This window comes from Clostridium thermobutyricum (assembly GCF_000371465.1).
Taxonomy (GTDB): domain Bacteria; phylum Bacillota; class Clostridia; order Clostridiales; family Clostridiaceae; genus Clostridium; species Clostridium thermobutyricum.
On record NZ_KB850956.1, the window covers coordinates 981,696 to 1,007,253 of the forward strand.

Genomic DNA, 25,558 nt, shown 5'->3' on the forward strand with positions numbered 1-25,558 from the left:
ATATATTATGAAAAGTTTTAATACAAAAAATTTAGATAATAAATTTAAATTAAATGACATACTTAATAAAGTTCCATTAGGAACAGAATTATACATATGTAATGATGGTTCTAATGTTTGGGTAGAGAGTCAGCCCTTAGAGGATGATATATATAATTTATGCACAGAAACATTAGGAAAATTATTAGAAAAGAAAAATAATATATCTTGGGGAAAAGTTACTGCAAGAGATGGGCTTCATGTAAGAAAACAAGGAAGCTTAGAAGCAGAAATAATAAATGTATTAGATTATGGGCAAAGTGTACATATAATAGGTCAAAATGAAGAATGGTATGAAATAGATAAACCTTGTAATGGATGGGTTTATAAAATGTATATTGAATTATCAAAGGTACAACCATTATATAGACCTATTCAAAAAAATCAAGAACCACAAATTAAATGGGGAAGAACAACAGCAGAAGCAGGATTAAATATAAGAGCAGAAGGTGATATAAATGCACAAATAGTAAGTGTATTAGATTATGGACAAAGATTTCATGTAGTAGGGGAAAATGATAAGTGGTATGAAATAGATAAACCTTGTAATGGATGGATATATAAAGAATATACTAGTTTATCAAATACACCACATACTATTTCAGATAATTTATTACAATTTACTAAGTCTTGGGAAGGATTTTCAGCTACACCTTATCAAGATGCAGGAGGAAATTGGACAATAGGTTATGGAATATGTACATATAATCAAAGACCAGATTATACCATGACAGAAGCAGAAGCAAGTCAGCAATTAGAAAATACTTTAAATGATTTAGCATCACAATTATATGAGGTTGTAGGGGAATATGACTTAAATCAATCAGAATTTGATAGTTTAGTAGATTTTTCTTATAACCTAGGATTAGAAGCATTGAGAAGTTCAACTTTATTAAGAAATATAAATGCATGTAAAAATAATTCCACTTTAATGGAAGACTTTAGAATGTGGTCTTATTGCGATGGTAGACCATTAGACGGATTATTAAGAAGAAGAACAGCAGAAGCACAAATGTGGCTTTACGGACAATATAACAATAATTAGGAGGAATATATATGAATCAATTACAAATGGAAATAGTTCAGATTTGTATTTCATTACTATTAGTGGTTATAACTATAACATCACATTTAATATTAAAAGATGAAAATAAAAAGATTAAAGAACATTTACCGCAAATAGGGTATGTGGGAGAAAATATTCTTAAAGCAATAAAAGAAGCAGCTAAAGTTGATAATACTATTTTTCCTAATTCATTAAGTGGACAAGCATTAAATGAGGTAAGTAATCTATTAAGCACATCTTTTAGTAATATAGAAAAAAACATAATAGATAATAAAAATTCAGATGAAATTGCCTTAGAATTAGCAGCAGAAATTAAGAAGTTAATAAATAAACCTTCAGGACCACAAAATATAGAAGATAAACCAGTTGGATAAAATAAAAGCTACCTAAATTTATAGGTAGCTTTTTTATATAAAACGATAGAGAGGATTAAAATGAAAAAAACAATGGTAAATACTAAAACTAATATTTATGATGAACTGTTATTTTAAGTTCATGTTTAGCTTTCTTTGAATGTGATTTTCTTTTAGTACAATGTCTTTTAGTGTGATGCTTTTTAGTTAAAGTTGTTCTTCTTTTTCTTCTAGCCATAATTAACACCTCCTTACAAATTAATTTTAGAGGTTTTACTTTAAAAAAATTCTTATAAATTTTAAAGTAATTTGCTAGTATTTTAAAAATGAACTTATAATTTATTAATTAAAAGTTAGTTTATTTACAAAACATTAAAAAAAGAATTGATTAGAGTTATAGACATTTATAATAACGAAAATAGATAGTTAGATAGAGTTTAGCAAGTAGTTATATTCTAAAATATAAAAAAGACCTAAAAATAGGTCTTTTTATATTTAAATTTGAACTTTACCAGTTTCTTCATCTATATTAACTAAAATAGTACCATGTTTTACTGATTTTGGTGTAATAAATGATAGATAGCAAGTATATTTAGTGTGAGGATTTAATTGCGTACCAACCATAATATTAAATGCGTTTGAAGTATTGTTAGCAGTATTAACATCAGAAGAACTATTTAGATCTGGAGCATATTTGCTATTATCAATATCTAATGTAAATCCATTAGAATTAGAACCAATATTAAATCCTTCAATAGGTTGATTGCTAGTATTTTCTACAGTTACTTTATAAATTGAGAAATTATTTTGAGTTGTATCTGCAGTAAATCCATTGTCAGTAATAACTTTTTCATTTTTAACTGAATCTACAGTAATATTATAATTCCCTATTTTAAATGTTTGTCCTATTTTAAAGACTGGATTAGATTGAGTATGAGAACTTGAAGAATTTACTGCCTTTGGACTATTATTTGAACCACCTATAGAACCGATAATAAATAACACTACAATGACAATAATAATTCCAATTCCTATTTTAAATTTTTTTGATTTTTTCTTTTTAACTTTTTCTGAAGACATAAGTATTCCCCCTAAATTTTTATCGTATATAGTATATCATGTAATATATTTATATTAGGGAAACAATATTGTTTAAAATTTGATAGTTTTACATAAATACTAAATTATGTATAGTTTATAATATTATCAACTGAAATAAATTAAATATAATATAGTATTTACACATAATTTAACATCAAATATAGAAAATATTAAATTATTTTAAATTAATTCTAATAAAGATTTTTAGTATGTAAAATTGTTTCTTTATTTAGGGGATTGACTTAAAATTCTGATTTAATAGTAGGTGATAAAAAAACATATATAATAGGAAGGAATTTTTTTATAATACATAATTACATACAACATATAGTATGTAATGAAATTTGTTTAATAGATGTTTTAAGTAGTGAAAAAGATTTAGTTTTAGAAAAAGTAGAAAGTAATTTAGAAATAAAGGCTTTATATAGTAAAATGGAAGATTCTTTAACTAAGAGAGAACGAGATATAATAATAATGAGATATGGACTTAGAGATGGAAAATGTAAGACTCAAAGAGAAATAGCAGCACTTTTAAATATATCTAGATCCTATGTTTCAAGAATAGAAAAAAAAGCTTTGAAAAAATTAAATAAAGTACTATACTCAAAAAGCGTATAGAATTAAGTAAGATTCCTCTTAATTGAAGAGGAATCTTACTAGAAAGTGCTTACATAAGTATAGAATGTATTTGTCTTTTTATAGATTTATAATTTAATTTAAATATATTAATTACAATATAAATAAAATTAATTATGTAAATTATTAAAAGTTATTTTTAAATAATTTTTTAATGAGCTTTTATTATTATAATTAGACTAGTTAAATAAAAAAGATAGAAATTATACTGATTTCTATCTTTTTATTTAAAATAATTTGATTTTCAGAAATCTTCATTAAATATATAATTCTAGATATATCTATTAAAATAGTAGATACTTATAAAAAATACTTTATTTTCTTTGAGTAAAATTTTATAATATTATTTTACATAAAGAAGAATATAATACAGATTATATAAAATAAATTTATATTAAGAGAATTAAGCTAAATTTTATTTTAAATTATAACGATAATAAATTATAAATTTAAAATAATTAGTAATTATCATGGTTAAAATTTCCTGAGAAATATATATCATGATATAATAAACAGGGTAATAAAATGAGAATACTTATATGGAGGCTATTTTAAATGTATTCATTAAATGAACTTTTAAAAGATACAGTACTACAGGGAGGATCAGATCTTCATTTGACAGTTGGAGTTCCTCCAATGATTAGAATTAGTGGATATTTACGAAAATTAGGAGAAGAAGTTCTGCATCAAGAAGATGTGAAAAAATTTGCAAAAGAAATTTTGAAGGAAAGATTTGAAGAATACGATAGTCATGGAGAAAAGGACTTAGCATATTCATTATCAAATGTAGGAAGGTTTAGGGTGAATATATTTAAGCAAAGAGGCTCAGATGCAATAGCAATGAGAGTTGTGAATTCTAAAACACCAACTTTAGAAGCTTTAAATCATCCTCCAATATTAAAAGAGTTATGTAAAAAGAGGAGAGGGCTTGTACTTGTTACAGGGCCAACAGGAAGTGGTAAAAGTACAACTTTAGCTGCTATGATAAATGAAATAAATGAAAAAAGAAATGAGCATATAATAACATTAGAGGATCCTATAGAGTATTTACATTCACATAAAAAATGCATAGTTAACCAAAGAGAAATAGGAAAAGATAGTATAAGTTATAGTGAATCTTTAAAATCTCTTTTAAGAGAAGATCCTGATATTATTCTAATTGGAGAGATGAGAGATTTAGAAACTATAAGTATAGCTATTACAGCAGCTGAAACAGGGCATTTAGTCTTATCTACTTTGCATACAATTGGTTCAGCAAAAACTATAGATAGAATTATTGATGTTTTTCCAGTTCATCAACAACAGCAAATAAAAGTACAATTAGCAGCAGTATTACAAGGAATAATATCTCAACAACTTATACCTAGTCTTGATGGTAAAAGAGTAGCTGCACTTGAAACTATGATAATTACACCAGCAATTCAAAACCAAATTAGAGAGGGAAAGACTCATCAAATTGATTCAGCTATTCAAACAGGTAGTAAATTTGGAATGCAAACTATGGATATGTCATTAACTAAACTTGTAAAAAGTGGACAAGTTGATATTAATGTAGCAAAAGATTATTCAGTTGATGGAGAAATGTTTGATAGATTAATGATGTATTAAAAAAAATTTGATATAGATAAAATAATTAATAAAGTATTAATTATTTTATCTATTATAAAACATATAAGAAGAGGTATAATAAAAAGAGGATTTTTTGAAAGTATGTTGAATATACATACTTATAAACATTAGGAGGGAAGACTTTAAATGCAAGAATTTTTCATTACAGCAGTAGATATAGGAACACATAAAATTTCAGCGTCTATTGGAGTTAGTAGAAAAAATGAAGATGTTGAGATATTAGGAAGTTCTTGTGTTAATGTACGAGGAGTTGAAAATGGAGTAATATCTAATGAAGACAAATGTAGAATATACTTTGAAGAAGCTTTAAGTAAATTAGAAGAAGAAACAGGAAAAAAGATAAATGATATTTATATAGGGTTACCTAGTAATAATATAAAATGTTTCGAAGTGCCAGCTCAAATAATGCTAGAAGATATTGTTAAGTCTAAAGATGTAAAAAGAATAATTGATGAAGTTAGAAATAAGATTAAAGTTGAAGAAGGCTATGAAATATGTGATATAGTAATCAATTATTATAAATTAGATGGAAAGATAAATTTAAATACAGTAGTTGGACAAGAGGGAGTTATATTAGAACTAAATCTTTCTGTTATACAAGGAAAAACAGAAGTTTTAGATACATATAGAAGATTATGTAAAGGTACTAAATATTCAGTAAAAGGATTTTTAGTAAATCAAATATCATTAAGAAAAATATTTTTATCAGAATCTATTTTAAGAGAAAATACTACTCTAGTAGAGATTGGTGATACATTAACTGAAATTTCAGTTATAGAAGATAAAGGTCTAAAAGAATTAATGAGCATACCTCTTGGAGGAAGAAATATAACTAGTGATCTTTCAATATGTATGGCATTACCTTTATTTGAGGCAGAGGGAATAAAAAGAGAATTTAGTTCTATTTACAGAAGTTCAATAAATGATAAAGGAAATAAAGAAGTACAAGTTAGAAATAAGCAAGTAGATAAAGAACTATTTTATAAAGTGTGTGAAGCACGAATTGAAGAAATACTTAATTATGTAAAAAATCAATTAAAAAAAACTGGTCATTATGATGACATTTGTAGTATAATTTTACTTGGTGATGCTATAACTAATTTTGAAGGTATAAATGAGGTTGTGCATCAGAAGTTTAAAGATAAGAAAATAAAGATAGTAACAAAAAATGACTTTGGAATGCAAAATATTTCAAATATTACCTCATTAGCTATTGTTAAAGAGGTGCATGATAGGTTAGAATTAATATATGAAGAGGCTTTAAATTTTACACAAGAATTTAAAATTAAAAAGACAGATGAAAATGCATATAAAAAAGATAAAGAAGAGTTACAAAAACGTGAAAGTGAAAATAAAAGTATCATAAGAAAATTTAAAAATTTTCTAGGGGATATGTTCTAAGGGAGGAATTATTTTGTTAGATTTTGAAGTGGATATGCAAGAATTAACTAATATAAAAGTTATTGGATGTGGAGGCGGAGGAAGTAACGCCGTTAATAGAATGATTGTTGAAGGGCTTAAAAATGTTGAATTTATAGCTATAAATACTGATAAACAAGCTTTAATGCTATCACATGCTAACCAAAAAATTCAAATTGGAGAAAAGCTTACTAAAGGACTAGGAGCTGGTGCTAATCCAGAAATTGGACAAAAAGCAGCAGAAGAAAGTTTAGAAGAAATAAAAGCAGCAATAAAAGGTGCTAATATGGTATTTATAACTGCTGGTATGGGTGGAGGAACAGGAACAGGTGCAGCACCAGTTGTAGCTGAACTTGCAAAATCACTAGATATATTAACAGTTGGGGTTGTAACTAAACCTTTCCCATTTGAAGGTAAAAGAAGAATGAGACATGCTGAAATGGGAATAGCTAAATTAAAAGAAAAAGTAGATACATTAGTTATTATTCCTAATGAAAGACTTTTATTAATGGCTGATAAAAAGACTACTCTATTAGATTCTTTTAAATTAGCTGATGATGTTTTAAGACAAGGTGTTCAAGCTATATCAGACCTTATAACTATAACTGGGGTTATTAATGCCGATTTTGCTGACATAAAAGCAGTTATGTTAAATAAAGGACTAGCTCACATGGGAGTTGGACATGGTAGTGGAGATAATAGAGCTGCAGATGCAGTTAGAGAAGCTATTGGATCACCACTTCTTGAAACTTCAATAGAAGGTGCTAGTGGAGTAATATTAAACTTTACTGGTGGAGCAGACTTAGGAGCATTAGAAGTTTATGAAGCAGCTGATGTTATAAGAGAATCTGTTGACCAAGATGCAAATATAATTTTTGGAGCTGTTATAGATGAATCATTAAATGATGAAATAAGAATAACAGTAATAGCTACAGGATTTGAAGAAGAAGCAGAATCTGTAGAACCAAAAGTTGAAATTAAAAAAGCTATTGAAAAGCCAGTAGTAAAAGAAGCTAAAGTTGAAGAAGAAGTTGCTGCTGATAAAGAAGAAAATAGCAGTATTTCAGATGAAAGCTATGGAAATGAAGTAGACCTTTCAATACCAACTTTCTTAAGAAAAACAAAAAGATAGTTAATATAAAAAGCTAGCAAAAATTGCTAGCTTTTATTTTTATATTTTAAAATAAAAGGACTTTAATCTTTAAAGTGTTTTTAGAAAATATGTAAAAGCATTTTAATTAGAGAAAAATTTTTATATGTTTTTCTTCTCAAATAAAAAATTTTTTAAAGTTAATATTTCATCATCAGTTAAATTTCTAAATTCACCTTCTTGTAAATTATCTAAAAGAATATTTACTATTCTTATTCGCTTAAGAGATATAACTCTATATCCGAAATTTAAGCACATTCTTCTAATTTGTCTATTTAATCCTTGAGTTAAAATAATTGAAAATGTATCATTAGAAATTCTTTTTAATATACAAGGACGTGTTATAGTATTTAAAATTTTAACTCCTTTAGACATGGAGTTTAAAAATTCATCTGTAATATTTCTATTTACTTTAACTATATATTCTTTAGGATGATAATTTTCTGAGTTAATTAGTGAATTAGCAAAGTCACCATCATTAGTTAATAAAATTAATCCTTCTGACTCTTTGTCTAAACGGCCTATTGGGAATATATAACCATTAAAATTTAAAAATTTAATTATGTTATTATTTAAATCTTCCGAAGAACTACAAATAATACCTCTAGGTTTATTAAAAGCTAAATATATATTATCAGCTTTTTTAATTTTTTTCCCATCTAATAATATTTCATCACTTTCCTCAACCCACTGACCTTCTTTTGCTAAAATTCCATTTATTAAAACTCTTTTTTCTTTTATTAAAATATTAGTTTGTTTTCTTGAGCAAATACCATAATTGCTAAAGAGTTTATTTATTCTCATATTGGATAAATCCTTTCTTAATTATTGCATTTAAAATTATATCATAAAGATACGAAAATAAATCTTATCAAAACAACATAAAATTTATAAAAAAAGGATTTATTGCTTAAATTGACCTTATATTACATAATATGTTAAAATTGAATAGAATAATAGAATTTATGGGGGAAAATTTATGGATAAGAAGAAAGTAATGGCTATGCTTTTAGCTACTTCTACAGCAGTAGGAGTTCAAGTTAAAAATGATAAAATTTCATATGCAGATAATTTAAATTCAGATAATTATTCATTAAATAATAATGCTAGGTTAGCTCAAAAAGGGATTGTTGTAAATGTTCAGACAAGCTTAAGAATAAGAACTTCACCAAGTACAAATAGTTCTGTAGTAGGTTCATTAAGAAATGGACAAAGTTTTGATATATTAGGTAAAAGTGGAGTATGGTATAAAATAAAATCTGGAAATCTAACAGGATATATACATGGAGATTATGTAAAGGAAAATGGAAGTATATCTCAAGGAAATAGTTCATCAACTACAAATAAAAAAGGAAAAGTTAAAAATGTACAAACTAATTTAAGGCTTAGGGATAAAGCTTCTACTTCTGGGAAGGTAATTGGATATTTAACTAATAACCAAGAGTTTAATATATTAGAAAAGACAGGTTCATGGTATAAAATAAATGTAAATGGAAAGGTTGGATATGTACATAGTGATTATGTAGCTGTAATAGAAGGAAGTTCAAATACTGGACAAAATTCAACTCAAAAACCAACTGAAAATAATAAGCCAAATACAGAAAAGCCAAATGAAAGCCATAAAGTACCCATTAAAGGAAAAGTAGTTAAAGTTACAAGTAATTTAAGAGTAAGGTCAGGTCCGGGAACTAGTTATAGTGTAAAAGGTTCACTAAATAATAATGATCAATTTAATATAATAGAAAAATCAGGTTCATGGTATAAGATATCAAAAGGAAGGCTTGAAGGATATATTTCAGGGGATTATGTTCAAGTTTTAGAATATGGAAATAATAGCTCTAATAATTGTGGAACTGAAAGTAAGCCTAATGATATTAATAAACCAAATACTAATAAACCAGAAAACAAACCTAATGAAGATAATAATCAAAATACACAAAAACCAAATGAAAGTAATAAAGTACCAACTAAAGGAAAGGTGGTTAATGTTACGAGTAATTTAAGAGTAAGATCAGGCCCTGGAACTAGTTATAGTGTAAAAGGTTCTCTAAATAATAACGATCAATTTAATATAATAGAAAAATCAGGTTCATGGTATAAGATATCAAAAGGAAGTCTTGAAGGATATATTTCAGGAGATTATGTTCAAATCTTAGAGTATGGAAATAATAGTTCTAATAATTCTGGGACTGAAAGTAAACCTAATGATACTAATAAACCAAATACAGATAATTCACAAACAAATCAATCAAATGGAAAAGTAGTTTATACTAATTATAATATGTCTTTAAATGAATATGTTAGAATTCAGCATGAAAGAGTTCCAAAATATAGCACTGATTATTTTGAAGGATATATAAATCCAGATAAAGCACAAAATCAATATCAATTTTTGAGAGTTGACAAATTTAGAAATATAAATGCTAGTGCATTAGATGCTTATTTAGAAAAAAGTGATGCAGGAGTTTTAAAAGGACAATCTAATGCATTTATATCAGCAGCTAAAAATTATTCTATAGATCCTTTATATTTTGTTGCTCAATCAATACATGAAACAGGATATGGTAAAAGTATTTTAGCAAAAGGTGTAACTATAACTGAAATAGCAGATATGAGTAAAGAGAAATATAATGATAAAGGTCAATTAATAGGCTATGAAATGATAAAGTTAAGTAAACCTACTACTGTGTATAATTTATATGGAATAGGTGCTTATGATAATAGTAATGTTTTCCCTAATAGAGCTTTAATTGCAGGAACAACTTATGCATATAATAAAGGATGGACAAGTGTATCTAAAGCTATATCAGGTGCAGCAGAGTTTGTTTCAACAAACTATATTAATAGTTCTAAATATGAACAAAATACATTATATAAAATGAGATATATGCATAATAATCAATATATATGGCATCAATATGCAACATCTCCTTGGTATGCCCAAAGTATAGGTGAGCAAATTTCTAATATGGCATATATGTATAGCAATAAAAATGATTTATTGTATGATAAACCTAAGTTTACACAGGGAAGAGCTAATACAATTAATATTGTCCCTAAAGTAAATAAAAATACTTTAAAGCAAAGTGAAATTAATTCACCTATAGATGATGGTCAAATTCAATAGCTAATAATAAAAATAAAAAATTTTATTTAAATTAAAAGAAAATAGAATAAAATTAAAATACATCTCTATAAAAGAGGTGTATTTTTTATGCTTAAAATTAAAGGCAGTTAATTTATTATTTTTACAAAAAAACATAGGATTTTAATAAAAGGGATAGGAAGAAAAGAAGTAAAAAAAGATTAATAAAATTATACTGAAATTAAATGAAGTATTATGTAAAAAAAATTAGAAGGAAAAAGAGGTCTTAGAGATAATTTGTGACAAAATTTTAATAGATTAAGTTATATAATTTTTAAAGAGGAGGCAAGTTATGGAGATATATTTAGATGTTTTAATATTAGAAAATTTTATTGTAAATTTATTTTTGATAATAGTAAGTTTTAAAATCCTAAAATATAGATATTCATTTAAAAAAGCAATATTAGCAGCAATTATTGGAGGATTATATAGCTTATGTATGGTAATAAAAGAAATTAGTTTTTTTAAAGCATTCTATATACAAATATTAATTGCTTTCTTAATGATTTATATTCCATTAGAAAAACGAGAAAAAATAAAATTAGTAAAAAGTTTTTTTACATTTATGAGCTCTTCATTTTTTTTAAGTGGAATATGTTTTAAATTTATAATAAGTTCTCAAAAATATACAATAATAGATGGAGTTGTAATAAAGAATTTTAGTATAAAATATTTGATTTTAGGTGTATTTATCTTATTTATAGTTTTAGAGAGGATAACTACTTGTATTAGAGATAGAAACATAGTTTCTAATTTTATATATGATGTAAAGTTAGATATAAAAAATAAAGAGATAAATATAAAAGGTTTCTTAGACTCAGGAAATGAATTAAGAGAACCAGTTACAAATTTACCTTGTATATTAATAGAAAGAAGAGAGCTTGAAAATATAAATTTTAAAAAGGATGAAATGTATAGAATTCCATATAAAGCTATTGGATATTCAGGTGGTTTGTATGGATTTAAAGTAGAAAACATAAGAATACTTAAGGATGGAAAACTTTGGAGGGAGATAGAAGGAATAATATGTCCTTGTGATGATAGATTAAGCAAGGAAAATGAGTTTGTAGGTTTAATATCAAGAGGTGTTATATAAAGGAGGAGTTATGGGAGATATAAATATTATTGAATTAGATAAATATAGAAAAAAAGCAATTGAGTTATTTGAGGAAAAAAAAATAGAAGAAAGCTCCTCAAAAAATATTAAATTAAGTGTTATATTAAATAAATTTTTAAATGTATTTGGTATAGGAGAAAGTAATTTACACTATGTTGGAGGAAGTGATGCTTTGCCACCACCTTTATCAAAAGATGAGGAAGAAGAACTTTTGGACAAGTTAGGAGATGGACAAGAAAGTGTAAGAAGTACATTAATAGAAAGAAATTTAAGATTAGTTGTTTATATAGCAAGAAAATTTGAAAATACAGGAGTTTATGTAGAAGATTTAATATCAGTAGGAACAATAGGACTTATAAAAGCAGTAAATACATTTAATACAGAAAAAAAAATAAAATTAGCTACATATGCATCTAGGTGTATAGAAAATGAAATATTAATGTATCTTAGAAGAAATACTAAAATAAAAGCTGAAATATCATTTTATGAACCTTTAAATATAGACTGGGATGGAAATGAATTATTATTATCAGATATACTAGGAACTGAAAATGATATAGTTTATAATTTGATTGAAGATGAAGTAGATAAGCAATTATTATTTATAGCATTGAAAAATTTAAATGAAAGAGAAAAAGAAATTGTACAATTAAGATTTGGATTAAATGGAACAACTGAAAAAACTCAAAAAGAGGTTGCAGACATGCTTGGAATATCACAATCTTATATATCAAGATTAGAGAAAAAAATAATAAGTAGATTAAAAAAAGAAATAAGTAAGATGGTTTAAGGTTTGTCTTTAGTATAAAAGTTAACTCTAGCGGAAATAATGTTTATTATGGCGATATTACTTCTAAAGGAGTTGACAAAATTGATAGTAAATAAAGTTGAGATATGTGGAGTTAATACAGCAAAATTACCTGTATTAAAGGAAAAAGAAAAAAGAGAGCTTTTACAAAATATGCAAAATGGAGACCCGAATGCTAGAGAAACATTTATAAAAGGTAATTTAAGATTAGTTTTAAGCGTTATTCAAAGGTTTAATAATAGAGGAGAAAATGTGGATGATTTATTCCAAGTAGGATGTATTGGACTTATGAAGGCAATTGATAATTTTGATTTATCACAAAATGTTAAATTTTCAACTTATGCAGTGCCAATGATTATAGGAGAGATAAGACGTTATTTAAGAGATAATAATTCTATAAGAGTTAGTAGATCATTAAGAGATATAGCATATAAAGCTTTGTTAGTTAGAGATAGACTTATAAAAGAAAATAATAAAGAGCCAAATATTTCACAAATTGCAAAGGAACTTGAAATACCAAGAGAAGATGTGGTATTTGCTTTAGATGCAATACAAGATCCAGTTTCATTATTTGAACCTATATATCATGATGGAGGAGATGCCATATATGTTATGGATCAAATAAGTGACTCTAAAAATACAGATGAAAATTGGCTTGAAAATATATCAATAAATGAAGCTATGAAAAAATTAACAGATAGAGAAAAACTAATATTAAATTTAAGGTTTTTTAGAGGAAGAACTCAAATGGAAGTGGCAGACGAAATTGGCATATCTCAAGCTCAAGTATCAAGATTAGAAAAAACAGCATTAAAGCATATGAAAAAACATATATAAAAAAGAACCTAAATGGTTCTTTTTTTTATCTAAATAGAATAAAAATAATAGGGAGAAATTTTTATTTTAATAAGGGGGAAGATAAAATGGAAGAAAATTTACATTCAATTAACTCAATGAGAAATATGGAAGTTATAGAAGTTAATACAGGAAAAAAATTAGGATTTATTTATGATATAAAAATTGATTGCGAAAATGACAAAGTAGATGGACTTATACTTCCAGGTGAAAATAAAGGATGGTTTCAAAAAGAAGATGAAATAGAAATACCTTGGGACAATGTAGTTAAAATTGGTATGGATGTTATATTAGTCTCTCTTGAAAATCTTAATTTAATAAATATAGAGAATAATAAATATAATTAATAAATACACTATAAAACTAGTCAGAACAGGTAAAACTATGTATAATAAGCTTATAGGATAAAATATCTACAGAAAGGTTGTGATTAAATATGAAATGTCCTTTTTGTTCTTATAATGAAAGCAAAGTTGTTGATTCAAGATCAACGGATGATAACACAACAATTAGAAGAAGAAGAGAATGTTCCAATTGTGGAAAAAGATATACTACATATGAAAAAATTGAAGACATTCCTATGTTAGTTATAAAGAAAGATTCTACAAGAGAGAATTTTAATAAAGAAAAGATAATAAATGGTTTAATAATAGCATGTCAAAAGCGTCCTGTATCAAGAAAGCAAATAGAAGAAATAGCAGAAGAGATTGAAAAGAGAATATCTAATAAAATGATAACAGAAATACAATCACAAAAAATTGGTGAGATGGTTATGGAAATGTTAAAAAATATAGATGAAATATCTTATGTTAGATTTGCATCAGTATATAGACAGTTTAAAGATATAAATACTTTTATGGAAGAAATAAACAGTTTAATTAAAGAGTAAAGAAGGCACTCCAAATAAGGAGTGCTTTCTTTATATAATTTTTAATAGATAAAATTAAAATAAAATGATAAAATTAGAAATAAATAGAGTTGGAGGAGTTTATGATTAATTTAGATATAAAAAAACTAGAAAAAAAAAGAGATTATTTAATTTTAAATGAGGATAATATTACTATAGGATTTTCAACAGCAGAAGAAAATAGAAGCTTTAATAGAAATACTGAAGAGGGTATAAAAGAATTAGATGTAATAAAAAATGAATTTAATGTTAAAGAACTAGCTTATTTAAAGCAAATTCATTCAGATACTGTATATGTTTTTGATGGACAAGAATCATTTAATGATAACGAAGGTGATGGAATAATAACAAATAAATTAGATACTTGTATTGGAGTATTTACAGCAGATTGTGTTCCAATAATATTAATTGATAAAACTTTAGGAGTAGTTGGAGCAGTTCATAGTGGATGGAAAGGAACTATATCAGGAATTGTAAAAAAAGCTTTAGAAGGAATGAAAGAAAAATTTAATTGTAAAGCTGAAAATATAAAAATTTATATAGGGCCACATATAAGAAAATGTTGTTATGAAATTTCAGAAGAATTGAAAGAAAGATTTTTAAAAGAAACAGGAATAGAAGAAAAAGAACTTTTTGCAGGAAGAAATCTTTCAATGGAAAAGGTTATAGAAAAAGATTGTTTAGATTTTGGAGTAAAAGAAGATAATATATTTAGTTTAAACTTATGTACATACTGTACAGAAGATATAAAATTACATTCATATAGAAAGTCAGATGGCTCATATGGAAGACTGTTTACTTTTGTAATTATGAAATAAAGGAGTTGTTTTGTTTGGCTAAGGAAAAGATATTAATAGTAGATGATGAGGAAAATATCTTAGAGCTACTAAACTTTAATCTAAAAAATGCAGGATATGAAGTTTATACTGCAAATAATGGAGAAAAAGCTTTAAAACTTGCAAAGGAAAATAAACCAAATTTAGTTCTTTTAGACTTAATGATACCAGGAATTGATGGATTAGATGTCTGTAAAGAAATAAAAAGAGATAAAGATTTAAAAGAAACTTCAATAATAATGGTAACAGCCAAAGGAGAAGAATTAGATAAGATACTAGGATTAGAACTTGGAGCAGATGATTATATAACTAAACCATTTTCCATAAGAGAACTTTTAGCTAGAGTAAAGGCTGTTTTAAGAAGAACAATAGCTAAAGAAGATGAATTTGAGGAAAGTTATGATAATGGAAGAGTAAAAATAGATTATTTTAGAAGAGAAGTTCTTATAAATAATCAAAAAGTAGAGTTTACTTTAAAAGAATTTGAAGTTTTAGAGTTCTTAGCTAAAAACAAAGGAAGAATATTAAATAGAGAGATAATTTTAGATAAAATATGGGGATATGAATATATAGGAGATACTAGAACTATAGATGTTCATATAAGATATATAAGAAAGAAAATTGAAGAGGATGATAAAAGCCCAAAACTTATAGAAACAATTAGAGGATTAGGATATAGGTTTAACGGTTAAAATGAAAAAAAAGATTTTAACTTCTGTAATAATAACAGTGCTTTTTGCACTTGTAATAATAACCTCTTCTTTTTTTGCTCTTGTAAGTATGCAAGAAGTAGATAATACAAGAAACATTTTAATTAATTATAATTCTATAATGGCTAATTGGAAAGAAATATCTAAAGAGTCAGTAAATTTATTAAGGATAAATGGAAACATTATAGATGTTACAGTAACAAATAAAGATGGAAAAGTTATATTTGATAATACTCAAGAAGGTAAAACTGTAGATTTAAATTGTAAAGAATATGCAAGTATAGGTAGAGATAATATTGGATATTTTGAAGGATATAGTCCTTATTATAAAAAAGATATGATATTTTCAACTTTAAGGTTAGGAGATGGAACAATTATACGAAGTGGAGTTCCTGTTGGAACTTTAGATGTTCTTTATTCAAAAAATATAAGTTATTATTTAGGAGTTTTAGCAGTAGTATTTGTACTTTCCATAGCTCTTGCTTTAAAATTAGTTAGAATAATAATAGATCCTGTTAAAAATTTAGAGTATGTTTCTTCTAAAATAGCAAATGGTGATTTGCAAACGAGAATAGAAATAACATCTAATGATGAATTGGGATATTTAGGAATGTCTTTTAATAATATGGCAGATCAACTTCAAAGTAAGATAAATGAAGTAATGGATAAACAAAATAAATTAGAGTCTATACTTAAAAGTATGCAAAGTGGTGTAATAGCTGTAGATAAAGAAGATTCTATAATTCTTTTAAATCCATATGCAAAGAAAATTTTAGGAATAAATAAAGAAGTTGTAGGATTAAAATTAAAGGATGTAATGTATAAAAAACTTTACAATGAGATTCTTTTAGAAGAATATGATACAGCAAAAGAGATAAAAGTAAAAAGTCCAGTAAGAAGAATATTAAGAGTAAAAAAGACTTGGATTATTAATGGATATGAGAAAATTGGTATAGTTATATCAATTCAAGATGTAACAGAAATGAAAAGGCTTGAAAATATGAGAACTCAATTTGTTGCAAATGTATCTCATGAATTAAAAACACCTTTAACATCAATAAAAGGATTTGCAGAAACTTTAAGGTTTGTAGAAGATACTGAAACTAGAGATAAGTTTTTAGATATTATAGATAAAGAGTCTGAAAGGCTAAGAAGACTTATTGATGATATTCTTGTACTTTCAAATCTAGAAAGTAGGAGTAGCGAAGATTTAATAGAATTTTATCCAGAGGAAGTAATAGAAGATGCTTTAAATATTTTAGAAGACCATGCTAAAAGAAAAAATATAAAATTAATATATCATAGTAATAATAATGATAAAATTTTAGGACACAATGATAAATTTCTTCAATTAGTTATCAATTTAGTTGAAAATGCTATAAAGTATTCTGATTGTGATAAAGAAGTACTTATAGAAAGTTCATCAGATGATGAATATTATACATTTAGAGTAAAAGATAATGGATATGGTATTCCAAAAGAAGATTTACCAAGAATTTTTGAAAGATTTTATCGAGTAGATAAGTCAAGGAAAGGTGGAGGAACTGGACTTGGACTTGCTATTGCAAAGCATATATCTAAAAGTTTTGGTGGAGATATAAAGGTTGAATCTGAATTTGGAAAAGGTTCAGAATTTACATTTAAAGTTAAACATTTATAATATTGAAAAGCTATAGGAATAAATTTCTTATAGCTTTTATTTTTCGCAATTTAAATGTTAAAAAATGTTAACAAAGTTATAATAAGGATTTAATCTACCTCTAATAAGAATTTAAACTCTATAAAATATTATATAACTGTAAGATAAATAAAAAAATATTTAAATTAAAGGGAGAGAATAATGAGAAAGAGAAATTTAAAATTAATTTGTTTAGCAGGAATATTATGTATATCAGGTGGAATATTTGCAGGATGTGGAGCTACAGAAGAAGAAAGTACTGGTGAAGATATAAAAGGAACGATAACAATAAGTGGTTCATCAGCTATGTTACCATTAATGGAAAGTTCAATAGAAAAATATAAAGAAGTTAACAAAGATGCAGTTATAAATGCTCAAGCAGGAGGTTCGGGAACAGGACTTTCACAAGTGTTAGAAGGAGCAGTTGACATCGGAAATTCAGATGTTTTTGCAAAAGATAAATTAGGTGAAGAAAAAGAGAAAGAATTAGTTGATCATAAAGTTATAGCTCAAGGATTTGGAGTAGTAGTAAATAAAGAAGCTGGAGTTACAAACTTAACAAAAGATCAAATAAAGAAAATTTTTAAAGGAGAAATAAAAAATTGGAAAGAAGTTGGAGGAAATGATGAAGAAATATTATTAATTCATAGACCAGAATCATCAGGAACTAGAGCAACTTTTACAGAAAAAATATTAGATGGAGATAAAGACTTAGAAAATGATTCATTAGGAGCAACTCAAGATAGTAATGGAGCTGTTTTAAATACTATGAAGAAACATAAAGGTGGAATAAGTTATGTAGCATTAACTTATATGAGAACTGATGAAGCTAAGGGTGCATTAAATCTTGTTTCAATAGATGGTGTAGAAGCAACTTCTGAAAATATAGAAGAAGGAAAATATGATTTCTGGTCATGGGGACATATGTATACAAAAGGAGAAGCAAAAGGACTTACAAAAGATTTTATTGATTTTGTTGGAAGTGATAAAAATTCAGAAGTTATAGAAGAGTTAGGATTAATAAAGGGTAGTGAAATAAAAGAATAAAAGGTGAGGAATATGAAAAAAAGAAGCTTCAAAGAAAAGCTTATTAATGATTATATAGGCAAAAGTTTTTCTTTAATATGTGCAATAGGAATAGTTTTAATTACTTTATCAATAATATTTTTTATTGGGATGAAAGGAATAAAATTATTTACTGAGAATTCAGTTTCATTTTTAGATTTTTTGTTTACAAATAATTGGAATCCAGGAGGTGGGGAAGCTAGTTTTGGAGCTTTAGCTTTCATATTAGGCTCAATTCTTGTTTCGATAGGTGCAGTTATAATCAGTGCACCTATTGCAATATCTTTAGGGATTTTTTCAAATGTAATATCAAACAAATTAGGAGAAAAGATAATAAAGCCTTCATTAGAAATTTTAGTTGGAATTCCATCAGTAGTTTATGGATGGGTAGGAGTATCAGTTATAGTTCCTAAAATAAAAGAAAATTTTGGAGGGACAGGCTTTTCTCTTTTAGCAGGAATAATAGTTCTTTCTATTATGATACTTCCAACTATTGCAACACTTTCAATAGATGCAATAAAAGCAGTTCCAAAAGAACATATAGAAGGATCATATGGATTAGGGGCAACTAGATGGCAAACTATAAAAAATGTAATAGTTAGAGAAGCTAAAAGTGGAATTTTAACAGGAGTAGTTCTTGGAATTGCAAGAGCATTTGGAGAAGCACTTGCAGTTCAAATGGTTATAGGAAATGCTATAAGAATACCAGATAATTTAGCAAATTCAGCAACAACGTTAACTAGTATATTAACTATGGATATGGCTAATACAGTTAGTGGAACAGCATGGAATAATGCTTTATGGTCAATGGCATTAATACTTTTAATAGTATCATTTATATTTATATTAATAATAAGAAAAGTTGAAAAGAAAGGGGGAATTTAATTGAAAGCCAAAAAAGTAGACAAGTTAGCTACTATATTTTTTTATGGTATAAGCATATTTGTAGTAGTAATATTAGCTTTATTTCTTTTTTATATACTAAAAGAAGGTATTCATATGATTTCCTTTAAATTTTTAACAGGAAAACCAAGTATGACAAGTGCTGGTGGTGGAATAGGACCACAAATATTTAATTCATTATATATGCTTTTAATATCTCTTATAATAACAATACCAATAGGAATAGGAGCAGGAATTTATTTAGCAGAATATGCAAAAGAAGGTATAGTATTAAGATTTATAAGATTATCTTTAGAAACAATGTCTTCTCTTCCTTCAATAGTTATTGGTATGTTTGGGCTTTTGGTTTTTGTTAATATGGCTGGATTTGGATATTCCATAATAGCTGGAGCGCTTTCAGTTAGTATATTAAATATCCCAAGTATGACAAGAATAGCTGAAAATGCTATAAGTACAGCTTCAAAAAAAGTAAAAGAAGCTTCTTTAGGACTTGGCGCCAGTAGATGGCAAACAATAAGAAGAGTTATACTTCCAACAGCAATGAAAGAAATTTTAACAGGAATAATACTTTCAGCAGGAAGAATATTTGGAGAAGCAGCAGCATTTTTATATACTGCAGGATTGAGTTCAGGAGCTTTAAACTTTAATACAATAAGTTTAACTAATAATACTTCTGCTTTTTCACTTTTAAGACCAGCAGAAACTTTAGCAGTTCATATATGGAAATTAAACTCAGAAGGTATAGTACCTTATGCTTCAGAAATAGCAAATGGAACAGCAGCAGTTCTTATAATAATAGTTCTTCTATTTAATATAATTGCAAAATTAATTGGAAATAGATTAGAGAAAAAATATAATGGAGAATAAAGATATGTGTATAATAGAAACGAAAAATTTAGACTTATATTATGGAACAAATAAAGCACTTAGGAATATAAATATTAAAATAAATAAAAATGAAGTTACAGCTTTAATTGGACCATCTGGATGTGGTAAATCAACTTTTTTAAGAACTATAAATAGAATGAATGATTTAATAGATGGAGTTAAAATAAATGGAGAGGTTTTATTTGAAGGAGAAAATATTTTTAATGAATATGATGAAATAGCTCTTAGAAAAAGGATAGGTATGGTATTTCAAAAGCCAAATCCATTTCCAATGTCAATTTATGAAAATGTGGCTTATGGGCCAAGAATTCATGGAATAAAAGACAAAAAAGAATTAGATAAAATAGTTGAGAAAAGCTTAAAAGGTGCAGCACTTTGGGATGAAACAAAAGATAGACTTAAGAAAAGTGCAATGGGGCTTTCAGGAGGACAACAACAAAGGCTTTGTATAGCTAGAACATTAGCAGTTTCTCCAGAAATAATTTTAATGGATGAACCTACATCTGCTCTTGACCCAATTTCTACAAATAAAGTAGAAGAATTAATAGAGAATTTAAAAAAAGATTATACAGTTATAATTGTAACTCATAATATGCAACAAGCTGGAAGAATAGCAGATAAAACAGCCTTTTTCTTAAATGGTGAAATAATAGAATTTGGTAAAACAGAAGAAATTTTTTATAAGCCAAAAGATAGAAGGACAGAAGATTATATAACAGGTAGATTTGGTTAAGGAGTAATATTATGACAAGAGAGACGCAAAATTTAAAGATTAAATATATAAATGAAAAAATTTATAAGATGTCAAATAATTTTATAAAGCAATTAGAAATGAGTATGGAGGCTTTAAAAAATAATGATTTTGATCTTGCTAAAAAAGCAATAGAATATGATGATGAAATAGATGATCTTCAAAAAGAAATAGAAGAAGAGTGTATTAAATTTATGGCAACAGAACAGCCTTTAGCAAAAGATTTGCGAAGAGTTTTTACTGCAACAAAAATAGTTACTGATATAGAAAGAATGTCAGATCATACAGTAGATATTTGTAAAATAGCTCTTTCAAATAAAAGAGAAAGTTATATTGAAGAATCTAAAAAACTTTGGGCTATGGAAGAGAAAATAATAAGTATGTTAAGGCTTTCAATTAAAGCTTATATTGATAAAGATTTTGAATTTGCTTATAAAATTTGTAGATTAGATGATGAAATAGATTTAATGTATAATGAAGTTTTTGATAAAGTATTAGCACTTATAAAGAAAGATGACAGTAAAATATCTTTAGGAACAAAGCTTATGTTTGTATCAAAGTATTTAGAAAGAATAGGAGATCATATTACAAATATTTGTGAAGGTATAATATTTATAAAAAATGGCGAATATGTAGATTTAAATGATTAATAAAGATGAAGACAGGATATATTTAAAATAAAAGTGTAATCCTGTCTTATTTTTATTGTTTTTGTTTGACTATATACTTATATTAATGTAATATAACAAAAGATACACTAAGTTTATAAGGGAGTGGATATAAATGAAAAATTTAATTAAAGAAGTACTTCCTGGTAGTATAGCAGAAGAAGTTGGAATTGAACCTAATGATATTTTGCTTTCAATAAATGACAAAGAAATTGATGATATTATTGACTATAGATTTTTAGCTGTTGATGATGAATTAACACTTCAAATTGAAAAACCAGATGGAGAAATTTGGGATGTTGAAATAGAAAAAGATTATGGAGAAGAGCTTGGTCTTGAATTCGGCGGCGGAATAATGGATAAAGCTAAAAGTTGCACCAATAAATGTATTTTCTGTTTTATAGATCAAAATCCAAAAGGAATGAGAGATACAATTTATTTTAAAGATGATGATTCAAGACTTTCATTTTTACAAGGTAACTTTGTTACTTTAACTAATATGAAAGATGAAGATATTGATAGAATAATAAGATATCACATAAGTCCTATAAATATATCAGTACATACAACTAATCCAGAACTTAGACGTGAAATGCTTAATAATAGATTTGCAGGAGCTGTCTATGAAAGAATGGAAAGATTAGCAAAAGAAGGTATACAAATGCATGCGCAAATTGTATGTATTCCTGATATTAATGATGGTGAAGAGTTAAAGAGAACTATTAAAGACTTATATAAATTATATCCTTATGTAAATAATGTAGCTGTAGTTCCTATAGGAATAACAAAATTTAGACAGAATTTAAAAAAAGTTAGAACATTTACAAAAGAAGAATCAAAGAAAACTATAGAATTTATAGGAGAAATGCAAAAAAGATTCTATAAAGAAGTTGGGGAACCTTTTGTAAGGCTTTCTGATGAGTTTTATGTTGTAGGTGGAGTTGATGTTCCAGATGCAGAATTTTATAATGGATACTCACAAATCGAAGATGGAGTAGGTTCTATAAGATATTTTAGAGATAGAATTACATCAGATCTGAAAGATCTAGATTTAAATAAAGGTGGAAGTTATACAAGTGTAACAGGCGCTTTAGCTTATGATGAAGTTAAATCTGTCATGAATAAAATAACAGAGAAAAACAATAAGATAAAAATAGATGTAAGAAAAATAATTAATAATTTCTTTGGAGAAACAATAACAGTTACTGGGCTTATAACTGGAAGAGACATAATAGAACAGTTAAAAGGGAATATAGATACAAAATATCTTATTATGCCAGACAATATGTTTAGAAGAGGATATGAATTAGGTACTTCAGAAGTACCAGTTATGCTTGATGATACAGTAATAGCTGATATAGAAGAAGCATTAAATGTTAAAGTAATAGTATGTGATTATAGTGGTGATGATTTAATATCACTATTAAATAAACATAATGAGGAGGAATAATAAATGGGTAAGCAAATAGTTGCTATAGTAGGGAGACCAAATGTAGGTAAATCTACTTTATTTAATAGATTAGCTGGAAAAAGAATTTCTATAGTTGAAGATACACCAGGAGTTACAAGAGATAGAGTTTACGCACAAGCTGAATGGCTAAATTATAATTTTACAATGATAGATACAGGAGGAATAGAACCTGAAAGAGATGATATTATTGTAAAGCAAATGAGAAGACAAGCAAATATAGCTATAGAAACTGCAGATGTTATAGTATTTATTGTTGATGGTAAAGAAGGAATAACAGCAGCAGATGAAGAAGTTGCTACAATGCTTAGAAAAAGCAAAAAGCCAGTAGTACTTGTTGTAAATAAAGTTGATTCATTAAAAGAAGAAGAAAATGCATGGGAGTTCTATAACTTAGGAATTGGAGAACCAATAACTATATCAGCTTCTCAAGGATTAGGACTTGGAGATATGCTTGATAGAGTAGTAGAAGGCTTTGATAAAGAAGCAATGGAAGAAGAAGAGGACGATTACATAAGAATAGCTATGATTGGTAAGCCAAATGTAGGTAAATCATCACTTATAAATAGACTTTTAGGAGAAGAAAGAGTTATAGTATCAAATGTTCCAGGAACAACAAGAGATGCTATAGATAGTTATTTAGAAACAGAAGACGGTAAATTTATTTTAATAGATACAGCCGGATTAAGAAGAAAAAGTAAAGTAAAAGAAGAAATAGAAAGATATAGTGTTGTTAGAACTTATGCAGCTATAGAAAGAGCAGATGTTTGTATTCTTATGATAGATGCAGAAGAAGGAGTAACAGAGCAAGATGAAAAAATAATAGGTTATGCTCATGAAATGAGAAAAGCTATTATGGTTGTAGTTAATAAGTGGGATCTTATAGAAAAAGATGATAAAACTCTTGATAAATACAAAAAGGATCTTCAAAGTAAATTAAAATTCTTAAGCTATGCTGAATATTTATTTATATCAGCTTTAACAGGACAAAGAAGTCACAAAGTTTTAGAAGTAGCTAAGAAATGTTATGATAACTATTCAAAGAGAATATCAACAGGTATTTTAAATGATGTAGTAAGTAGAGCTGTCTTAATGAAAGAGCCACCAGTGGTTGGAATTAAGAGAATGAAAATCTATTATGCAACTCAAGTTGCAACTAAACCACCAAAATTTATATTCTTTGTTAATGATCCAAGTGCATCACACTTCTCATATCAAAGATATTTAGAAAATCAATTAAGAGAAAGTTTTGACTTTGAAGGAACTGGTATACAGATAGAGTATAGAGAAAGGAAGTTATAACTATGAGTAAAGTTGGATTTATAGGTGGAGGAAGTTTTGGTACTGCCCTTGCAATGCAACTAGCCAAAAAAGGAAACGAAGTAGTAATATATGACAGAGATTCAGAGGTTTGTGAGGATATAAATAAAAACAGAAAGAATGATAAATATATAAAAGGTCTTTCTATTCCAGAAAATGTTAAAGCGACTTTAAATATTGAAGAAGCAATTAAAGATGTAAAATATCTTGTATTAGCTGTTCCCTCACACGTTATAAGAAGTATAGCAAAAAGCATAAGTGGAAAAATTGATAAAAATGTAATAGTTATATCTATTGCTAAAGGTATTGAACCTGAAACAAATAAAAGATTATCAGAAGTTATAGAAGAAGAATTAAATAATCCAGTAGTAATATTATCAGGACCAAGTCATGCAGAGGAAGTTGCAATAGAACTTCCTACAACTCTTGTATCAACTTCAAATGACATGAAATATGCAGAAGAAGTTCAAGAATTATTTATGACATCTTCTTTAAGAGTTTATACTAATGATGATATTATAGGTGTTGAAATAGGTGGAGCAGTTAAAAATATAATTGCTCTTGCAGCAGGAATTGGAGATGGAGTAGGTTACGGAGATAATTCTAAAGCTGCTCTAATGACAAGAGGAATGAAAGAAATTTCAAGAGTTGGAGTAGCTCTTGGAGGAAAAGAAGAAACTTTTTATGGACTAACAGGTATGGGAGACTTAATAGTTACTTGTACATCTCTTCATTCAAGAAATAGAAGAGCAGGAATACTTATAGGAAAAGGTAAATCATTAGATGAAGCTTTAAAAGAAGTAGGAATGGTAGTAGAAGGAGTTAAAGCATGTAAGGCATTTCATGAGTTAAATAGAAGAATAAATGTTAGCATGCCTATAACAGAAGGATTATATAGTATCTTATTTGAAAATAAAAATCCAGAACAAGTAGTTTGTGAACTTATGGGAAGAGAAAAGAAAAGTGAAGTTCATTAAATATATAGAGGAAACTATGTAAAGTAAAATTTACATAGTTTCTTTTTATGTAAAAAAAGATTTTTTAGT

At 26.5% G+C, this 25,558-nt stretch carries 25 protein-coding genes and 1 pseudogene; 23 read left to right on the forward strand and 3 right to left on the reverse strand.

Annotated elements, in window-relative coordinates:
• The first annotated feature begins 7 nt into the window (after positions 1 to 7).
• Both HMPREF1092_RS16440 and HMPREF1092_RS04500 read left to right on the forward strand, forming a co-directional pair.
• The gene (locus HMPREF1092_RS16440; protein ID WP_002597435.1) at positions 8 to 1,084 is read left to right on the forward strand and encodes a glycoside hydrolase family protein; all 1,077 of its coding nucleotides are present in this window, start codon (positions 8 to 10) and stop codon (positions 1,082 to 1,084) included.
• Positions 1,085 to 1,095: 11 nt separating this feature from the next.
• Complete coding sequence (locus HMPREF1092_RS04500) at positions 1,096 to 1,479, forward strand: hypothetical protein (protein WP_002597436.1); 384 nt, start codon at positions 1,096 to 1,098, stop codon at positions 1,477 to 1,479.
• An 88-nt stretch (positions 1,480 to 1,567) separates the two neighbouring features.
• Here the strand turns inward: HMPREF1092_RS04500 and HMPREF1092_RS17635 are convergent, their stop codons facing one another.
• Together HMPREF1092_RS17635 and HMPREF1092_RS04505 are read right to left on the reverse strand one after the other, a co-directional pair.
• Positions 1,568 to 1,696, reverse strand: a complete 129-nt coding sequence (locus tag HMPREF1092_RS17635; protein ID WP_002597437.1) for a hypothetical protein — start codon at positions 1,694 to 1,696, stop codon at positions 1,568 to 1,570.
• Between the two features lie 257 nt (positions 1,697 to 1,953).
• Positions 1,954 to 2,538 (reverse strand): DUF4352 domain-containing protein, encoded by a 585-nt coding sequence (locus HMPREF1092_RS04505; protein WP_002597438.1) that lies wholly within the window; start codon positions 2,536 to 2,538, stop codon positions 1,954 to 1,956.
• Between the two features lie 357 nt (positions 2,539 to 2,895).
• On the opposite strand from HMPREF1092_RS04505, the pseudogene HMPREF1092_RS04510 reads away from it, so the two are divergent.
• From HMPREF1092_RS04510 to ftsZ, 4 genes and pseudogenes are all read left to right on the forward strand, one after another.
• Positions 2,896 to 3,177, forward strand: a pseudogene (locus tag HMPREF1092_RS04510) (sigma-70 family RNA polymerase sigma factor); the annotation flags it as partial.
• 573 nt (positions 3,178 to 3,750) lie between these two features.
• Entirely contained in the window at positions 3,751 to 4,803 is a 1,053-nt protein-coding gene (locus HMPREF1092_RS04515; RefSeq protein ID WP_002597440.1) for a type IV pilus twitching motility protein PilT, read from the forward strand.
• Positions 4,804 to 4,950: 147 nt separating this feature from the next.
• Positions 4,951 to 6,225, forward strand: coding sequence for a cell division FtsA domain-containing protein (locus tag HMPREF1092_RS04520; protein WP_002597441.1), 1,275 nt, complete (start codon positions 4,951 to 4,953; stop codon positions 6,223 to 6,225).
• 13 nt (positions 6,226 to 6,238) lie between these two features.
• Positions 6,239 to 7,375 carry a cell division protein FtsZ gene (gene ftsZ / locus HMPREF1092_RS04525; RefSeq protein ID WP_002597442.1) on the forward strand — a complete coding sequence of 379 codons (1,137 nt, stop codon included), beginning with the start codon at positions 6,239 to 6,241 and terminating at the stop codon, positions 7,373 to 7,375.
• A 120-nt stretch (positions 7,376 to 7,495) separates the two neighbouring features.
• On the opposite strand, the gene HMPREF1092_RS04530 is transcribed toward ftsZ, so the two are convergent.
• A complete protein-coding gene (locus HMPREF1092_RS04530; RefSeq protein WP_002597443.1) occupies positions 7,496 to 8,197 on the reverse strand; it encodes a pseudouridine synthase in 702 nt (233 codons plus the stop codon).
• 175 nt (positions 8,198 to 8,372) lie between these two features.
• On the opposite strand from HMPREF1092_RS04530, the gene HMPREF1092_RS16445 reads away from it, so the two are divergent.
• The 17 genes from HMPREF1092_RS16445 to HMPREF1092_RS04615 all read left to right on the forward strand — a co-directional run bounded on the left by HMPREF1092_RS16445 (position 8,373) and on the right by HMPREF1092_RS04615 (position 25,489).
• A complete protein-coding gene (locus HMPREF1092_RS16445) occupies positions 8,373 to 10,520 on the forward strand; it encodes an SH3 domain-containing protein (protein ID WP_002597444.1) in 2,148 nt (715 codons plus the stop codon).
• Positions 10,521 to 10,830: 310 nt separating this feature from the next.
• Positions 10,831 to 11,634, forward strand: a complete 804-nt coding sequence (locus HMPREF1092_RS04540; RefSeq protein ID WP_002597445.1) for a sigma-E processing peptidase SpoIIGA — start codon at positions 10,831 to 10,833, stop codon at positions 11,632 to 11,634.
• A gap of 10 nt (positions 11,635 to 11,644) precedes the next feature.
• Positions 11,645 to 12,445, forward strand: a complete 801-nt coding sequence (gene sigE / locus HMPREF1092_RS04545; RefSeq protein ID WP_002597446.1) for an RNA polymerase sporulation sigma factor SigE — start codon at positions 11,645 to 11,647, stop codon at positions 12,443 to 12,445.
• Between the two features lie 81 nt (positions 12,446 to 12,526).
• Entirely contained in the window at positions 12,527 to 13,300 is a 774-nt protein-coding gene (gene sigG, locus HMPREF1092_RS04550; RefSeq protein ID WP_002597447.1) for an RNA polymerase sporulation sigma factor SigG, read from the forward strand.
• An 86-nt stretch (positions 13,301 to 13,386) separates the two neighbouring features.
• On the forward strand, positions 13,387 to 13,665 hold the full coding sequence (locus HMPREF1092_RS04555) for a YlmC/YmxH family sporulation protein (RefSeq protein WP_002597448.1): 279 nt from the start codon (positions 13,387 to 13,389) through the stop codon (positions 13,663 to 13,665).
• An 89-nt stretch (positions 13,666 to 13,754) separates the two neighbouring features.
• The gene (gene nrdR, locus HMPREF1092_RS04560; protein ID WP_002597449.1) at positions 13,755 to 14,207 is read left to right on the forward strand and encodes a transcriptional regulator NrdR; all 453 of its coding nucleotides are present in this window, start codon (positions 13,755 to 13,757) and stop codon (positions 14,205 to 14,207) included.
• Between the two features lie 101 nt (positions 14,208 to 14,308).
• Positions 14,309 to 15,043, forward strand: a complete 735-nt coding sequence (pgeF, locus tag HMPREF1092_RS04565; RefSeq protein WP_002597450.1) for a peptidoglycan editing factor PgeF — start codon at positions 14,309 to 14,311, stop codon at positions 15,041 to 15,043.
• 14 nt (positions 15,044 to 15,057) lie between these two features.
• Entirely contained in the window at positions 15,058 to 15,753 is a 696-nt protein-coding gene (locus tag HMPREF1092_RS04570) for a response regulator transcription factor (protein ID WP_002597451.1), read from the forward strand.
• A 1-nt stretch (position 15,754) separates the two neighbouring features.
• Positions 15,755 to 17,431, forward strand: a complete 1,677-nt coding sequence (locus tag HMPREF1092_RS04575; RefSeq protein ID WP_002597452.1) for a HAMP domain-containing sensor histidine kinase — start codon at positions 15,755 to 15,757, stop codon at positions 17,429 to 17,431.
• Between the two features lie 180 nt (positions 17,432 to 17,611).
• A complete protein-coding gene (locus HMPREF1092_RS04580) occupies positions 17,612 to 18,496 on the forward strand; it encodes a phosphate ABC transporter substrate-binding protein (protein WP_002597453.1) in 885 nt (294 codons plus the stop codon).
• A 12-nt stretch (positions 18,497 to 18,508) separates the two neighbouring features.
• Positions 18,509 to 19,399, forward strand: coding sequence for a phosphate ABC transporter permease subunit PstC (gene pstC / locus HMPREF1092_RS04585; RefSeq protein ID WP_002597454.1), 891 nt, complete (start codon positions 18,509 to 18,511; stop codon positions 19,397 to 19,399).
• On the forward strand, positions 19,400 to 20,284 hold the full coding sequence (gene pstA / locus HMPREF1092_RS04590) for a phosphate ABC transporter permease PstA (protein ID WP_002597455.1): 885 nt from the start codon (positions 19,400 to 19,402) through the stop codon (positions 20,282 to 20,284).
• 4 nt (positions 20,285 to 20,288) lie between these two features.
• Positions 20,289 to 21,038, forward strand: a complete 750-nt coding sequence (gene pstB, locus HMPREF1092_RS04595; RefSeq protein ID WP_002597456.1) for a phosphate ABC transporter ATP-binding protein PstB — start codon at positions 20,289 to 20,291, stop codon at positions 21,036 to 21,038.
• An 11-nt stretch (positions 21,039 to 21,049) separates the two neighbouring features.
• Positions 21,050 to 21,706 (forward strand): phosphate signaling complex protein PhoU, encoded by a 657-nt coding sequence (gene phoU, locus HMPREF1092_RS04600; protein WP_002597457.1) that lies wholly within the window; start codon positions 21,050 to 21,052, stop codon positions 21,704 to 21,706.
• 133 nt (positions 21,707 to 21,839) lie between these two features.
• The gene (locus tag HMPREF1092_RS04605; protein WP_002597458.1) at positions 21,840 to 23,174 is read left to right on the forward strand and encodes a DUF512 domain-containing protein; all 1,335 of its coding nucleotides are present in this window, start codon (positions 21,840 to 21,842) and stop codon (positions 23,172 to 23,174) included.
• Positions 23,175 to 23,177: 3 nt separating this feature from the next.
• On the forward strand, positions 23,178 to 24,494 hold the full coding sequence (der, locus tag HMPREF1092_RS04610) for a ribosome biogenesis GTPase Der (protein WP_002597459.1): 1,317 nt from the start codon (positions 23,178 to 23,180) through the stop codon (positions 24,492 to 24,494).
• A gap of 2 nt (positions 24,495 to 24,496) precedes the next feature.
• A complete protein-coding gene (locus HMPREF1092_RS04615; RefSeq protein ID WP_002597460.1) occupies positions 24,497 to 25,489 on the forward strand; it encodes an NAD(P)H-dependent glycerol-3-phosphate dehydrogenase in 993 nt (330 codons plus the stop codon).
• Positions 25,490 to 25,558 lie beyond the last annotated feature (69 nt).